Source organism: Acetobacter fabarum, from assembly GCF_011516925.1.
Taxonomy (GTDB): domain Bacteria; phylum Pseudomonadota; class Alphaproteobacteria; order Acetobacterales; family Acetobacteraceae; genus Acetobacter; species Acetobacter fabarum.
This window is the reverse complement of record NZ_WOTG01000001.1, coordinates 188,255-202,064: the sequence shown is the minus strand read 5'-3', so window position 1 is coordinate 202,064 and position 13,810 is coordinate 188,255. Positions and strand designations below refer to the sequence as shown.

The 13,810-nt window shown below is 58.2% G+C and carries 13 protein-coding genes; 5 read left to right on the top strand and 8 right to left on the bottom strand.

The genetic code is table 11. From position 1 onward, the window contains the following. Positions 1-13: 13 nt before the first annotated feature. A complete protein-coding gene (gene secD / locus GOB83_RS00985; protein WP_165924993.1) occupies positions 14-1,573 on the bottom strand; it encodes a protein translocase subunit SecD in 1,560 nt (519 codons plus the stop codon). Positions 1,574-1,838: 265 nt separating this feature from the next. Between secD and GOB83_RS00980 the strand changes: the two genes are divergently transcribed. The 3 genes from GOB83_RS00980 to GOB83_RS00970 all read left to right on the top strand — a co-directional run bounded on the left by GOB83_RS00980 (position 1,839) and on the right by GOB83_RS00970 (position 6,042). Further along, positions 1,839-2,819 (top strand): Gfo/Idh/MocA family protein, encoded by a 981-nt coding sequence (locus GOB83_RS00980; RefSeq protein WP_165924992.1) that lies wholly within the window; start codon positions 1,839-1,841, stop codon positions 2,817-2,819. 191 nt (positions 2,820-3,010) lie between these two features. Continuing rightward, complete coding sequence (locus GOB83_RS00975; protein ID WP_165924991.1) at positions 3,011-4,948, top strand: ribonucleoside-diphosphate reductase subunit alpha; 1,938 nt, start codon at positions 3,011-3,013, stop codon at positions 4,946-4,948. Positions 4,949-5,025: 77 nt separating this feature from the next. After that, positions 5,026-6,042 (top strand): ribonucleotide-diphosphate reductase subunit beta, encoded by a 1,017-nt coding sequence (locus GOB83_RS00970; RefSeq protein WP_086646046.1) that lies wholly within the window; start codon positions 5,026-5,028, stop codon positions 6,040-6,042. 21 nt (positions 6,043-6,063) lie between these two features. Here GOB83_RS00970 and GOB83_RS00965 read toward each other — a convergent pair whose 3' ends face one another. Further along, complete coding sequence (locus GOB83_RS00965; RefSeq protein ID WP_165924990.1) at positions 6,064-6,819, bottom strand: tRNA1(Val) (adenine(37)-N6)-methyltransferase; 756 nt, start codon at positions 6,817-6,819, stop codon at positions 6,064-6,066. Positions 6,820-6,920: 101 nt separating this feature from the next. Here GOB83_RS00965 and GOB83_RS00960 point away from each other — a divergent pair, with 101 nt between their 5' ends. Then, the gene (locus tag GOB83_RS00960) at positions 6,921-7,991 is read left to right on the top strand and encodes a polyprenyl synthetase family protein (protein ID WP_194301234.1); all 1,071 of its coding nucleotides are present in this window, start codon (positions 6,921-6,923) and stop codon (positions 7,989-7,991) included. A 93-nt stretch (positions 7,992-8,084) separates the two neighbouring features. Here the strand turns inward: GOB83_RS00960 and GOB83_RS00955 are convergent, their stop codons facing one another. Both GOB83_RS00955 and GOB83_RS00950 read right to left on the bottom strand, forming a co-directional pair. Then, a complete protein-coding gene (locus tag GOB83_RS00955) occupies positions 8,085-8,948 on the bottom strand; it encodes a glutamate racemase (protein ID WP_165924989.1) in 864 nt (287 codons plus the stop codon). Positions 8,949-8,952: 4 nt separating this feature from the next. Further along, a complete protein-coding gene (locus GOB83_RS00950) occupies positions 8,953-9,705 on the bottom strand; it encodes an orotate phosphoribosyltransferase (protein ID WP_086645846.1) in 753 nt (250 codons plus the stop codon). A gap of 269 nt (positions 9,706-9,974) precedes the next feature. Between GOB83_RS00950 and GOB83_RS00945 the strand changes: the two genes are divergently transcribed. After that, on the top strand, positions 9,975-10,214 hold the full coding sequence (locus GOB83_RS00945) for a hypothetical protein (protein ID WP_086645847.1): 240 nt from the start codon (positions 9,975-9,977) through the stop codon (positions 10,212-10,214). A gap of 194 nt (positions 10,215-10,408) precedes the next feature. Here the strand turns inward: GOB83_RS00945 and gltA are convergent, their stop codons facing one another. From gltA to GOB83_RS00925, 4 genes are all read right to left on the bottom strand, one after another. After that, a complete protein-coding gene (gltA, locus tag GOB83_RS00940) occupies positions 10,409-11,719 on the bottom strand; it encodes a citrate synthase (protein ID WP_086645848.1) in 1,311 nt (436 codons plus the stop codon). Between the two features lie 150 nt (positions 11,720-11,869). Beyond that, the gene (locus GOB83_RS00935; protein WP_165924988.1) at positions 11,870-12,415 is read right to left on the bottom strand and encodes a SixA phosphatase family protein; all 546 of its coding nucleotides are present in this window, start codon (positions 12,413-12,415) and stop codon (positions 11,870-11,872) included. A 14-nt stretch (positions 12,416-12,429) separates the two neighbouring features. Next, positions 12,430-12,750, bottom strand: coding sequence for a chorismate mutase (locus tag GOB83_RS00930; protein WP_369823018.1), 321 nt, complete (start codon positions 12,748-12,750; stop codon positions 12,430-12,432). 69 nt (positions 12,751-12,819) lie between these two features. Continuing rightward, positions 12,820-13,563 (bottom strand): metallophosphoesterase, encoded by a 744-nt coding sequence (locus tag GOB83_RS00925; protein ID WP_095349157.1) that lies wholly within the window; start codon positions 13,561-13,563, stop codon positions 12,820-12,822. Positions 13,564-13,810: the final 247 nt, after the last annotated feature.

Below are 13,810 nucleotides of genomic sequence, written 5' to 3'. Positions count from 1 at the left end.
AGCGCCTCGTTCTTCAAACAGGCAGGCTGGTGGGGCGCGTACGCGCGTACCAGCGGGCCATGAGCATGCGGGAGAGCAGCAGGGTGGTGAACAGGGTGGTCACAATGCCAATGGTAATGGTGAGTGCAAACCCACGGACCGGACCTGTGCCAAAAACAAACAGCATCACATGGGCCAGCAGGGCCGTGGCGTTACTGTCGATAATGGTGGAGGTCGCTTTTTCAAACCCTGTCTGCATGGCTGCCAGCGGGGTGCGCCCGCGGGCAATTTCCTCGCGTATGCGTTCGTTGATCAGAATGTTGGCGTCCACCGCCATACCCAGTGTGAGCAGCATGCCCGCCATGCCGGGCAGGGTGAGTGTTGCCTCAAAGAGCGAGAGAATGGCCACCATGAGCACAAGGTTGGCCAGCAGGGCAAAGTCCGCGTACCAGCCAAAACGGCCGTAGAACAGCACCATAAAGGCCACGACCATAATAAAGCCGACACCGAGGCTGATCATGCCCGCGCGAATGGAATCCGCCCCCAGTGATGGGCCAATGGAGCGCTGCTCAATAACGCTCAGCGGGGCGGGCAGGGCGCCTGCGCGCAGCATAAGGGCAAGGTCGGTTGCCTTTTGTGCATCAAACCCGCCGGTAATCTGGCCATTGCCGCCTGTTATGGGGCTCATGATCACGGGTGCTTCGATAATCTTGTTATCCAGCACAATGGCGAATCGCTTGCCAACATTGGCCTGCGAAACAGCAGCAAAAGCATGCGTGCCTATCGAATCGAAAGAGAAGCTGACCGCCCATTTGCCGCTCTGCTGGTCAATGACCGCGCCGGCGTTGGTCAGGTCCGAGCCATCAACATCCACATGGTCAAAAACGGGGAGGGGGCCACCCTCAGCCGGGTCGGCCATTGGCAAAAGGCTGACACCCTGCGGCGGGTAGGTTGCGTGCAGCGGGTTGGCATCGACCAGATGGAAGCTCATCTTGGCTGTGGTGCCCAGCAGTGCCTTGATCCGCTCAGGGTCACTAATGCCGGGCAGTTCCACAACAATGCGGTCATCACCCTGGCGGGTAATTTCGGGGTCAACAGCCCCCGTTCCGTCAATACGGCGGCGCACGATCTCAATGGACTGGGTTACGGCTTCACGCGCACGGGTGCGAATGGATTCGGGAGCCAGAACAAGGGCTATGCTGCCATCTTCACGCTTGCTGACGCTGAACTCGTTGGGCACTGCACGGGGCAGGGCGTTCAGGGCCGCTATGTCTGCCTCGGTTTCCGCGGCGGAGCGCGGCATGAACGATATGGTGCCTTTGGCGGCATCCACCGCAATGTTCTGGTAGCCCAGATGCGCGTTCAGCAGCGCATCACGCGTGTTTTCCGAGAGGGTTTGCAACCTGTCATGGGTCAGGCTTTGCAGATCCACCTGCATGAGCAGGTAGGAACCACCCCGCAGATCCAGTCCAAGGTGGATCTGTCGCCATGGTATGGAAGGGAGCGGCTTGCGCATGCCGTTGGGCAGGCACAGCAGCAGGCCTAAAAGGCATACGCCCAGTACCGAGGCCAGTTTGAGGCGGCTGTAATACATTCTTACCTGATCGCTTGCAGTTTTGCTGCCCGGAACATGCCGCTCAACCCTGACAGATGCAACCCGTTCGCGTGCTTATGGGTGGAATGCTTTGCTTTTTCGCTCATTCTGCGTGGCTCAGGCGCATCACCCAGCCGTAATATGGGGTGGGTGGGCATGGCAGGTAGCGCATGGGCAGGAGCGGGCCTTGTTTGCATTCGGGGGTGGGGCTGCTACCCCTTGGAGGAAGCAAAACACAGGCCAGATCAGGCAGGGGCTGTAACACATGAGCACAACGCTGCGCGTAGGGGTTATTGGGGCAGGGCATTTTGGACGGTACCACGCCCTGAAAATACGTGATGTGCCGGGGGAGAGCCTGTCCGGCCTGTTTGACCCTGACCCCGCCCGCGCCCAGCTGGTCGCGCACGAGGCCGGGTGCCCGGTTATGGCGGATGTGGATAGCCTGCTAGCCCAGTCCGATGCGGTGGTGGTGGCAGCCCCGGCAGAGTTTCATTTTGAGCTGGCCGTGCAGGCCCTGCGGGCAGGGCGGCATGTGCTGGTGGAAAAACCGGTAGCGGCTACGCTGGAACAGGCAGACATGCTGGTAACGCTGGCGCAGCAGAGCGGGCTGGTCTGTCAGGTTGGGCATTTGCTGCGTTATTCCGCCGAGCACGCCGCCATAAGCGCGCGCATAACCCGCCCGCTCTATATAGAGGCCACGCGCATTGCCCCATACAAACCGCGCGGAACAGACGTGTCGGTTATTCTGGACCTGATGATCCATGATCTGGACCTGGTTCTGGCCCTTGTGGACAGCCCGATTGCACAGGTGGATGCGCTGGGAGCTGCGGTCAGTTCCGCGCATGAGGATATTGCGAATGCGCGGGTGCGGTTCGAAAACGGGTGCGTGGCCAGCATTACCGCAAGCCGCATATCGCTCAAGACCGAGCGGCGGATGCGCCTTTTTTCCGAGGAAGGGTATCTGTCGGCTGATTTTGTGAAACGTGAGCTAAGCATGATCGGGCGCGAGCGGGGGCTACCCCTGCCGGGCACCGGTGGATTCCGGCGTGAGGGCATAAGCTGGGCTGAGCATGATTCGCTGTTCGCGGAGCATCAGGCTTTTGTGGCGTCGTGCGTGCAGGGAGCGCCTGTTGTGGTGGACGCGGTGGCCGGGCGGCGCGCTCTGGCGGCGGCTTTGGCGGTGGCAGATGGAATCACCACCTCGCGCAGTCTTATGGAGCAGTCCGGGCTGATCCGGGGAGGCTGAAAAAAGACACCTTTGAGGAAGCGGGAAGAATCAGCCATTTTTTGGATAAGCAAGTCTAAAATCACGCATTCCGGGCAAAAAAAATCCTAGATATGGGGGCAAAGTAGGGTAAGAAGCGCGATATATGGTGTATGCGGCGGCATCAGCCACATACCAACATGATCGTTCGCAAAAACCGGAGAGTAAGCGCCATGAGTCTGATTGACGTGCATGAGAATGACGTTCGTCGTTCCCATTCAGGAGTATCAGGCTCGGCTGAAGAACCGGACCTGTTCGGCGCTGAGCAGATGCAGGATATGGTGCAGCTCCCCGGGCACCATCAGGTGCGTGTTGACCGCTCGCGCGATGCGCTGCTGACCCCCTTTGGCAAAGCCACGCTTGATAACCGCTACCTGCTGCCTGATGAGAGCTATCAGGACCTGTTCGGGCGTGTGGCGTCCTATTACGGGGCGGATGCGGAGCATGCCCAGCGTATTTACGACTATATCAGCCGCCACTGGTTCATGCCCGCAACCCCGGTGCTGTCCAATGGTGGCACAACGCGCGGTCTGCCTATTTCGTGCTTTCTGAACGAAGCCAATGACAGCCTCAAAGGCATTGTCGATCTGTGGAACGAGAATGTGTGGCTGGCCAGCAAGGGTGGGGGCATTGGCTCCTACTGGGGCAACCTGCGCTCCATTGGCGAGAACGTGGGCCGCAACGGCAAAACCTCGGGGGTTATTCCCTTCATCCGCGTGATGGACAGCCTGACACTGGCTATTTCTCAGGGGTCTTTGCGTCGTGGGTCGGCTGCGGTCTATCTGCCGGTCTGGCACCCCGAGATTGAGGAGTTCATAGAACTCCGTCGCCCCACAGGGGGGGACCCCAACCGCAAGGCGCTCAATCTCCACCACGGTATTCTGGTCTCTGACGCATTCATGCGCGCGGTGGAAGCGGATGACGAATGGGCGCTGCTCTCCCCCAAGGATAACTCGGTTATCCGCAAGATTTCAGCGCGCGGGTTGTGGATTCGTATCCTGACCGCACGCATGGAACAGGGCGAGCCCTATATTGTTTACTCCGACCATGTGAACAACGCCCGCCCCGAGCACCACAAACTCGCGGGGCTGGAAGTCAAGACCTCCAACCTGTGCTCCGAAATTACGCTGCCAACGGGCATAGACCATCACGGCAAGGCACGTACGGCAGTGTGCTGCCTGTCCTCCCTCAACCTTGAGACATGGGATGAATGGTCGGATAATCCCCAGTTCATCGAGGATGTGATGATCTTCCTCGACAATGTTCTGCAGGACTTCATCGACCGTGCGCCAGAGGACATGGAGCGGGCCAAATACGCAGCCATGCGTGAGCGTTCCGTAGGGCTGGGGGTTATGGGGTTCCACTCCTTCCTCCAGGCCAAGAACGTGCCGTTTGAAAGCGTGATCGCCAAGGTCTGGAACCGCAAGATATTCAAGCACATTCGCGCACAGGCCGATGCCGCCTCCCGCCATCTGGCCGAGCTGCGGGGCCCTTGCCCCGATGCCGAGGAATACGGGATCCAGGAGCGTTTTTCCAACAAGATGGCTATTGCGCCCACGGCGTCCATTTCCATCATTGCGGGGAATGCCAGCCCGGGTATTGAGCCCATTGCTGCCAATGTGTTCTTGCAGAAAACCCTTTCCGGCTCCTTTACGGTACGCAACCGGCACCTGCTGAAGCTGCTGGTGGAAAAAGGGCAGGACACGCCGGAGGTGTGGTCCTCCATTACCACCAGCAAAGGCAGCGTGCAGCATCTGGACTTTTTGACCCAGCAGGAAAAGGACGTGTTTAAAACCGCGTTCGAGCTGGACCAGCGCTGGGTGGTGGAACATGCGGCCGACCGGCAGCCCTTTATCTGCCAGGCGCAGTCGGTCAACCTGTTCCTGCCCGCGGACGTGCATAAGCGCGACCTCAACCAGATTCATTTTCAGGCATGGAAGAAGGGGCTGAAGTCCCTCTACTACTGCCGCAGCCTGTCCATCCAGCGGGCGGATACGGTGAGCAACGTGCTCGCCAAGTCCGAGGTACTGGGGGCAGGTGTTGCCGAACAGGCTGCCGCAGAGCAGGCCGCCGGTGGCAACAATTATGACGAATGCCTGGCCTGCCAGTAAGGGCAGGCTGGTCCGCATCAGTTTTGTAAAAAAGTCGAGAGGCGGCCTCCCGGGTGGTGCCGCCCGATGGAGGCATCATGAGCGAGCATAAAGCTGGCGAGCAGCCGCAGGAAGAACGTTTTGACCTGCTAACAGCCAACCCGGTGTACAAGCCGTTTCGGTACCCGTGGGCGTATGATGCGTGGCTGACTCAGCAGCGCGTACACTGGCTGCCCGAAGAAGTGCCTCTGGCTGATGACGTAAAAGACTGGCACCGCGTGCTCAACGAGAGCGAGCGCCACCTTGTGACCCAGATTTTTCGCTTCTTCACCCAGTCGGATGTGGAAGTGAACAACTGTTACATGAAGCACTACAGCCGGGTTTTCAAACCGACTGAAGTGCTGATGATGCTCTCGGCCTTTTCCAATATCGAGACCATCCATATTGCAGCCTACAGCCACCTGCTGGATACGCTCGGCATGCCCGAGGAAGAATATTCCGCATTCCTTAAGTACAAGGAAATGAAGGATAAATACGATTACATGCAGTCCTTCAATGTGGACAGCAAGCATGAAATCGCAAAAACACTGGCAGCTTTTGGTGCGTTTACCGAAGGGCTACAGCTGTTTGCTTCCTTTGCCATCCTGCTTAACTTCCCGCGCTTTAACAAGCTCAAGGGCATGGGGCAGATCGTGTCCTGGTCGGTGCGGGACGAAACCCTGCACTGCCTGTCCATTATCCGCCTGTTCCGCGTGTTCATTCAGGAAAACCCGCATATCTGGACTGACAGGCTGCGGCAGGAACTGACCGAAATCTGCAAAACCATTGTGGAGCACGAAGAGGCCTTTATTGATCTGGCGTTTGAAATGGGGCCGGTAGAAGGGCTGGATGCCGCACAGGTTAAAACCTACATCCACTTTATTGCTGACCGCCGCCTGACCCAGCTTGGGCTGGATCCGGTTTACAACACGACCACCAACCCGCTGCCCTGGCTGGACGATATGCTCAATGCGGTCGAACACGCCAACTTCTTTGAAAACCGCGCGACTGAATACAGCCGTGCCTCCACGCTGGGCACGTGGGAAGAAGCGTTTGAAAGCTCTGTCTTCTCGTAATATCGGGCGGATGGAGCGGGTTTACAGGCCCGGCAGGGCCGTGCCGTTTTCCAGCACATCACGCGCCTGAGGGGTAAAGGCTCCGTCCGCTTCGTGTAGTGTCAGGCCAGACAGCACGCGGGCGGGGCTTTTAACGCCCAGTTTGGCCTGAATAAGCAGGATGCGTGCCTCCCGGCCTGTTTTGGGCCAGAAGGGGTAAAGGGTGACACCCCCAAAACCATGGGCGCTCAGCTCCGCTATGGCCCTGTCGGTCAGGGCTGTGGGGAGTGCGAGCGTCAGGCTGCCTTTGTGGCGCAAAACGGCAGCGGCTCCCTTAATCCAGAGTGGCAGGGTCTGCATGTCCATCCTGCGGGCAAGGTCCCGGCGCGGCTCGGGCGAGGCTGTGCCTGTTGGGGCATGCCATGGCGGGTTGGTCATGCAGTGGTCAAACCGCAGGAACTCAGGCACCCCTTCGGGGAAAGATGCTGTAATTACCGACGCTTGCACTTTTTTGTTGGCGAGCAGGTTGGTACGGGCCAGTGCCGCTGTTTCGGAGTCTTTCTCCACCCCTGTTCCGTGCAGGTCTGGTACGCGGTGCATCAGGCATAACAGCCCTGCACCGGCTCCACAGCCGATTTCGAGCACGTGCTGGCCCGGGCGTGCGGCTACGGCCGCAGCCATCAGAATGGGCTCAAGCCCTGTGCGGTAGCCTTGCTGGAACTGGCTGTAAGCGATACGTCCACGCAAAAGAGTGCCTTGCGAGGTCGGTGGAAGGTGGAGAGATGGGGCTTGCTGCATCGCTGTATCTGGCTGGCTTGAATGTGTTGGTGCTTGACCGTTTTTCAGGTGCCTCGCATATAAGAGGACGTCAACTCATCCCGAGGCTGGGGGAATAGCATTTGGGTGTTGCAGTCAGTCTGTCGGAAATGGACAGTGCCGCGAGCCAGGATGGATCTGGAGTTTCTGTGAGTAAACCAGGGGAAGCTGGCCTTAAGGCGCTGGCTGATTATCTCGCTGCGGATATGCAGGCATGTAATCAGGTCATTGTGGACCGCATGCAAAGCTCCGTAGCGCTTATTCCGCAGTTAGCTGCGCATCTTGTGGCCGCTGGCGGCAAGAGGCTGCGGCCACTGCTCACGCTCGCCTCTGCGCGGCTGTGTGGCTACAACAATCAGGACGGGCGCATGCGGCATGTGGAAATTGCCGCCTGTGTCGAGTTCATTCATACAGCAACACTGCTGCATGATGATGTTGTGGACGACAGCCAGCTACGGCGCGGTCTGGCCAGTGCCAACGCCATTTTTGGCAACAAGGCTTCCGTGCTGGTGGGGGACTTCCTGTTCGCCCGGTCGTTCCAGATCCTTACGGCTGATGCTTCGCTGGATGTCATGGCGATTCTCTCCGCTGCATCGGCTACGCTGGCGGAAGGCGAGGTTATGCAGATGACCACGCAGAATGACCTTTCCACCTCTGTTGAGCAGTATCTTCAGGTTATTTATGGCAAAACAGCGGCGCTGTTTGCCGCCGCATGCGAATCTGGTGCTGTCATAGGGGATGTAACCCCCGCCGACCGTGAAGCCCTGCGTGTGTACGGTGCCAATCTGGGCATGGCGTTCCAGCTTGTGGACGATGCGCTGGACTACTCGGCAGATCAGGCCGTGCTGGGTAAAGAGGTCGGGGACGACTTCAAGGAAGGCAAGGTTACACTGCCGGTGCTGGCAGCATACGAGGCAGGCAGCGAGCAGGACCGTGTATTCTGGCGGCGTGTGATTGAGGAGTGCGAACAGCAGCCAGAAGATCTGGATGCCGCACTGGCTCTTATCGCCCAGACCAATGCAATTGGCGTGACCTTGGCCAAGGCGGAAGAATACGCCGCATTGGCCCGTCAGGCGTTGCAGGGCTTCCCTGACAATGACCTTAAAGCCCTGTTGCTCGAAACCGCGAGTTATTCCGCCAGCCGCGCCAGCTAAGCTGGCCTGTGGCCGTTTTGGCAGGATCGGCAAAAATGCTGATTGTAATGCTGAAACGGCCTTTATCTGCCCGCCAGAGCTAGCCTCCGGCGTTCAGGCCGTGCAGGCGCGTTGCTGGCTTGCCTGCTCGGGCCATAATGTAATCTGGTTAAAACCAAAAGCAGGCAGATGCACGCGTAGGGCGTCTGCGTCGGTTGGCATGGCCGTAAACCACGCCTGCTCTGGCTGTGTGCCTAAACCGGGCATGGGGGGCAGGGTTTGCAAAACCGTGCAGGTCTGCCGCGCAACGGCATCTGCCGGGTCCAGCCATACCATACCTGGTGGGGCTATCCTGCGTAGCTGATCAAGCATGAAAGTGTAATGGGTGCACCCTAGGCCCACGGCATCAAGCCGTGCAGAGTCCGGGTGGCTGAGCAGACCTTCAATATCTTTATAAACAAGATCATCAGGTACGGAGCGCCCGCGAAAAACCTGTTCGGCATAGCTTGCCAGATGTGGTGCCGCATGGGCGATGAGCGTGCATTCCGGCGCATAAAGCGTGTGCAGACGGGACAGGTAGGGGCGGCGGATGGTTGCCCGGGTGGCCAGCAGGCCAATAACGCCGGTTTCTGTCTGGCGTGCCGCCCACCGGATGGGGGGCACACAGCCAATAAACGGCAGGCTGGGGCATGTGGTGCGCAAGGCATCCAGCGCCAGAGTGCTGGCCGTGTTGCAGGCAATAACAACTGCCTGAGGCCGCAGGCGTTCAACCGCGTGGGAAAGAAGGGAGATAATGCGTTGGGTCAGGACCGCATCATCCTGCTCACCGTAGGGAAAAACGGCGGTGTCGGCCAGATAGTCCACCTTGACCGACGGAGCATGTGCCCGAATGGCCCGCACAATGCCTAATCCACCAATGCCTGAATCAAACGCCAGAACACGGTAGGGACCAGTCAGTGCGGGGCCAGTCGTCTGCACGGTGTTATTTGTCCTTGCGTGCCTTGAACGCGGCGGCTTCTTCAAGGCTGCCTACGCCGCCACGGCGGGCGGACCAGCCACAGGGGTCTTCCAGAAAGCGGCGGACTTCAGATGCCGCTTCTTCGGAAAAGTAAGGGCGGCTCGCGCAGGCTTCAAGCACATCCCACCATGTGCACAGGGAGTGCAGGGCTACGTTCATGTCTGTCAGCGTCTGCTGGGCACCGGGGAAAACGCCGTAGTAGAACACCACAAAGGCGTGGTTCACAATGGCGCCTGCGTTGCGCAGGGCATTGGCAAACTGCACCTTGGATGCGCCATCCGTGGTCAGGTCTTCCACCAGCAGGGTCCGCATGTTTTCGGGCACGTCGCCTTCAATCTGGGCGTTGCGGCCAAAACCTTTGGGCTTTTTGCGCACATAGGCCATGGGCAGCAGCATGCGATCAGCCATCCATGCGGCAAATGGAATACCGGCTGTTTCGCCCCCTACAATGGCTTCCAGGCTTTCGTAACCAACGTGACGGCCAATTTTTTCTACGCCCAGTTCCACAATTTTTGCGCGTGCGCGGGGGAAGAAAATAATCCGCCGGCAGTCAATATAAACAGGGGACTTCCAGCCAGATGTCAGGGTGTAGGGGTCTTCAGGGCGGAAATTGACTGCCTTGATTTCAAGCAGCAGGCGTGCGGTGGTGAGGGCGGCATCACGATCCCATTCGCTGGTCTCTCCGGTGGGAGAGGCAATGCCTGCTGGCGACATCATGGCAGATTCCTTGAAGTTATGGTGGTTAAAGCTGGATTGGCATACCGCTAGCCGGGCCGAAAATCCATGCCCATCTGCCTGATATATGTGATTTGCTGCGTAGTTTTAGCCGGAAAAGGGAGGATTTATGCACAATACAGAAAAACGGCGAATATAAGCAGGTTGTGATTTTATGTGTAAAGTAAAATGGAACTTAATCCTTGCGTTGGGGCTGGATGTGGCGTTTAATTGCGCGAGTTGAGATTGGTTATCAGTTAAGGGTAAATGTCGTGGCTATAGAAGCAAGTCGGATCGCACGGAAATGCGAGCGGGCCGTCATCACGGCTTACACGGAACTACGCGAAGTGGGTACGGCAGACGTAACCGCGTTTAACGCCTGTACCACCCTTTACCGTATCCACCACCCCGAATCGTCCCTGAGCGAAGCGCGTATGCTGGTTTCCGAATGGATTGACCACCATATGGTCCGCAAGGATGATGGCCCGACAGCCGGGTGCAACTGCGGCTGAATAACCGATTTTTACCGGCCAGCAAGTGTAGGCCGGTAGCACCAGACAGTTCTGGCGGATGCTCATGGTCAATGAGCATCCGCTTTTTTTATGGCTGATAACGGCACAGTATTTATCTGGTTTTGACTGACGCAAAAAAAACTGGCCCGCGTTACCACGGACCAGTTTTTTACAAACAACAGGGCAGTCAGCTTTTAGCGCTTGCTGAAGGGGACAAAATCCCGCTCAGTAGCACCCAGATACAACTGGCGCGGGCGGCTGATGCGCTGGCCCGGTTCCTCAATCATTTCTTTCCACTGGCTTACCCAACCGGTGGTGCGGGCAACCGCAAACAGCACGGTGAACATGCTGGTGGGAATGCCCATGGCCTTGAGGATAATGCCGGAATAGAAGTCCACGTTGGGGTAGAGCTTGCGCTGCACAAAGTAGTCGTCGCTGAGCGCAATGTTTTCCAGCTCAACAGCCAGATCAAGCAGCGGATCATCCTTGATGCCCAGTTCCTTGAGAACTTCGTGGCAGGTCTGCTGCATGATTTTGGCGCGCGGGTCGAAGTTCTTGTAAACGCGGTGGCCAAAGCCCATGAGCTTGACGCCACTGTTCTTGTCTTTGACCTGAGCGATAAAGGCCGGAATGTTTTCTTTTTTGCCAATATGGGCCAGCATTTTCAGTACGGCTTCATTGGCCCCACCATGAGCAGGTCCCCACAGGGCGGCAATACCTGCGGCAATACAGGCAAACGGGTTGGCCCCGGTGGAGCCTGCCAGACGCACGGTGGAGGTGGAAGCGTTCTGCTCATGATCTGCATGCAGGATCAGGATCCGGTTCATGGCGCGGGCCAGAACGGGGTTGACCTTGTAGGGTTCGGACATGCGCGCGAACATCATGGACAAAAAGTTTTCCGCGTAGTTCAGGTCATTCCGCGGGTAAATAAAGGCATCGCCCTGCGTGTACTTGTAAGCCCAGGCCGCAATGGTCGGGATTTTGGCAATCAGACGCATGGCAGCCAGTTCCCGGTTTTCGGGAATGGCGATGTCGCTGGCATCGGGGTAAAAGGCAGAAAGAGCGCCAACCGTGCCACACAGAATGGCCATGGGGTGGGCGTCACGCCGGAAACCGTTAAAGAAGTTACGGATCTGCTCATGGAGCAGGGTGTGGTTTGTCAGCGTGGTGGAAAAAGTATCGTACTGCGTCTTGTTGGGCAGTTCGCCATTGAGCAGGAGGTAGATCACCTCTTCGTAGGAAGCATTTTCCGCCAGCTGGGCAATGGGGTAGCCACGGTGTAGCAGAACGCCCTTATCGCCATCAATAAAGGTGATCTTGCTGTTGCAGGAGGCCGTTTCGCCGTAACCGGGGTCAAACGTAAACACGCCCAGTTCTGAGGGCAGTTTACGAATATCAATAACATCCGGTCCAAGGTTGCCAGAAAGTACGGGCATCTCGGCGGTTTTGCCACCGATCGAAATGGTAGCGGTGGACTGCTTACCCTCGTTCTGCGACACGCTCATGGTGTTTCCTTTTGCATAATGGGGTCACGGTCGCGGCTGCGGCCTGCTGTTTGAGTGTTGTCTCCCATTCAGGAGCAAACAAAAAGGTTCATCCCGATAAACCGCGCGTTATCACGCGTGCACACCGGCAGAAAACCGGGGTTTTTTCTCTCAGGGTCGCGTGAATGTGTGCAATGTAAGGCTCATGCTGTCGCAGTTTGCCCAAGTGGTCGGGTCCGGAACAAGGTCGCTTCCGATCATCTCGAAGACCGCGAGAGAGGCCGGAGCGAATCCCTGATCGAGCTTTTCGTTCCTGCTATCCAGCCAGCGCGCAAACTCTGAAATACCGGGATTATGCCCGACCAGCAGAACCGTACGGGCCTGTGGGGGAGCCTGCCGGAGCGCATTGCTTAACGCGCCAAGTGCCGCCTCATAGATTTCGGGGCACAACAACACGGTGTCTGGGCTGGCGGGGGGGAGAGCGCTCTGCACGCCTGCAAGGGTCTGCTGCGTTCTTACCGCCGGACTGCACAGGACCGCATCGGGGGCCAGCCCGTTCTGGTGGAGCCACATCCCGCACCGTATGGCGGCGTGCTCGCCATTGTGGGTCAAGGGACGCGCCATGTCTGACTCGACAGAAAAATTGCCCGGATCAGGTGGCACCGCTTCCGCATGACGGAGCAGAATCAGGCGGCGGGGTGTGGGGAGAGCGGGCATAAGATCACATGATGTTATGGGGAGGAGGGGTGAGGAGCCGATTCAAGCGCGATGGCTTCATGGTGGCGGATCACCTCGTGGATGATGAAGTTGAGGAACTTCTCCGCAAAGTCGGGGTCAAGATGTGCATCTTCCGCAAGGCGGCGCAGGCGCGCGATCTGCTGAGTCTCACGCGCGGGGTCCGCGGGGGGGAGCTTGTGGAGAGCCTTGAGTGCCCCCACGGCCTTGGTGCAGCGGAAGCGTTCTGCCAGCATGGCCACAAGAGCTGCGTCAATATTGTCTATGCTGCGGCGGAGGTCCTGCAGGGCTTCCGGGGGGCACGGCTGATTTGTCACGGTGATCAAGGTCTCTGGCTGCTGGAAAAGAACATTATGGGAGCGTTATAAACGCGTAACGCCCTGACGTTAACAGACAAAAAGTTTTTCTTCCACAGGCGGGTAAGGCAGGTCCACCCACGCCAGATGTCCGCCTTTGCCTGCACCCGTATCCACAAATATGGCGCGCCCGCCAGCCCGGCCGGGTATGGTCAGGGGGCAGCCATTGGTCGAACGCTGGTCGTGGCCACAGTAAACCGTGTAGCCGTTGGGAATGTGGTTGACCCAGTTAAGCGTGCGTTCGGGGTAACCATCGGCCTGCACGCGGCTCGTTGTTTCGCCAAACAGTGCGCGTGAGAGCAGGTAGGTTACGCGGCCCAGCGGTGGGGGCGGTGGCTCGTTCAGCATGTGTGGCTCAAACGCACCGTGCACAAAAATGGTCCGCCCCATGACCAGCCATGCCGGAGCCTGCTCCAGTGCTGGCAGCACGTCATGCAGGACATCCACGTTATCTGGTGCACTCAACTGGGCCAGTGTTTCATCCAGATGGGGGGAGGAGCGGAGCTTCTTGCCCATAAGCGCACGGCCGAGTTTGCGGTCGTGGTTACCAATAAGGAACAGGCCGCGCCCCTCGCGCTGGACCTGGAGCATCAGGCGCAGAACACCCGCGCTATCTGGCCCGTAATCCACCAGATCACCCAGCTGGATGATAAAACGATCCGTGGCCACGGCATGGCGGAATGCTTCCAGATCCCCATGCACATCGCCCACAATGCGGAGTCCTTTTCGCATTGCGTTCTTCACGTTTTCGTCATGCCTGGTATCCGTGAACATGCCATCCATACCCGTTCTTTCCTAACCTTCATGTAGGCTTTTCGAGCGAAAACAGGAACGGTGCTGGCAAGTTTTTTTTGAAGGGGGCATACACATGCACAAGTATGTGACGCGCCAGAGGCTTCTGTTTGCGCATAGGGTGCAAGAACTTTCAGGGGCGGAAACAAGCCTGAAAATGCGAAAGCAGGGCAGGGCCATTGCCAGATGGCGCACAGCTCCGGACCGGGGCGTGGCGCAGGAACTCTGT

Bases quoted from the DNA above. Each gene is read 5' to 3' on its own strand.
- secD (WP_165924993.1), bottom strand. From the start codon at position 1,573: ATGTATTACAGCCGCCTCAAACTGGCCTCGGTACTGGGCGTATGCCTT.
- GOB83_RS00980 (WP_165924992.1), top strand. From the start codon at position 1,839: ATGAGCACAACGCTGCGCGTAGGGGTTATTGGGGCAGGGCATTTTGGA.
- GOB83_RS00975 (WP_165924991.1), top strand. From the start codon at position 3,011: ATGAGTCTGATTGACGTGCATGAGAATGACGTTCGTCGTTCCCATTCA.
- GOB83_RS00970 (WP_086646046.1), top strand. From the start codon at position 5,026: ATGAGCGAGCATAAAGCTGGCGAGCAGCCGCAGGAAGAACGTTTTGAC.
- GOB83_RS00965 (WP_165924990.1), bottom strand. From the start codon at position 6,819: ATGCAGCAAGCCCCATCTCTCCACCTTCCACCGACCTCGCAAGGCACT.
- GOB83_RS00950 (WP_086645846.1), bottom strand. From the start codon at position 9,705: ATGATGTCGCCAGCAGGCATTGCCTCTCCCACCGGAGAGACCAGCGAA.
- gltA (WP_086645848.1), bottom strand. From the start codon at position 11,719: ATGAGCGTGTCGCAGAACGAGGGTAAGCAGTCCACCGCTACCATTTCG.
- GOB83_RS00935 (WP_165924988.1), bottom strand. From the start codon at position 12,415: ATGCCCGCTCTCCCCACACCCCGCCGCCTGATTCTGCTCCGTCATGCG.
- GOB83_RS00925 (WP_095349157.1), bottom strand. From the start codon at position 13,563: ATGTTCACGGATACCAGGCATGACGAAAACGTGAAGAACGCAATGCGA.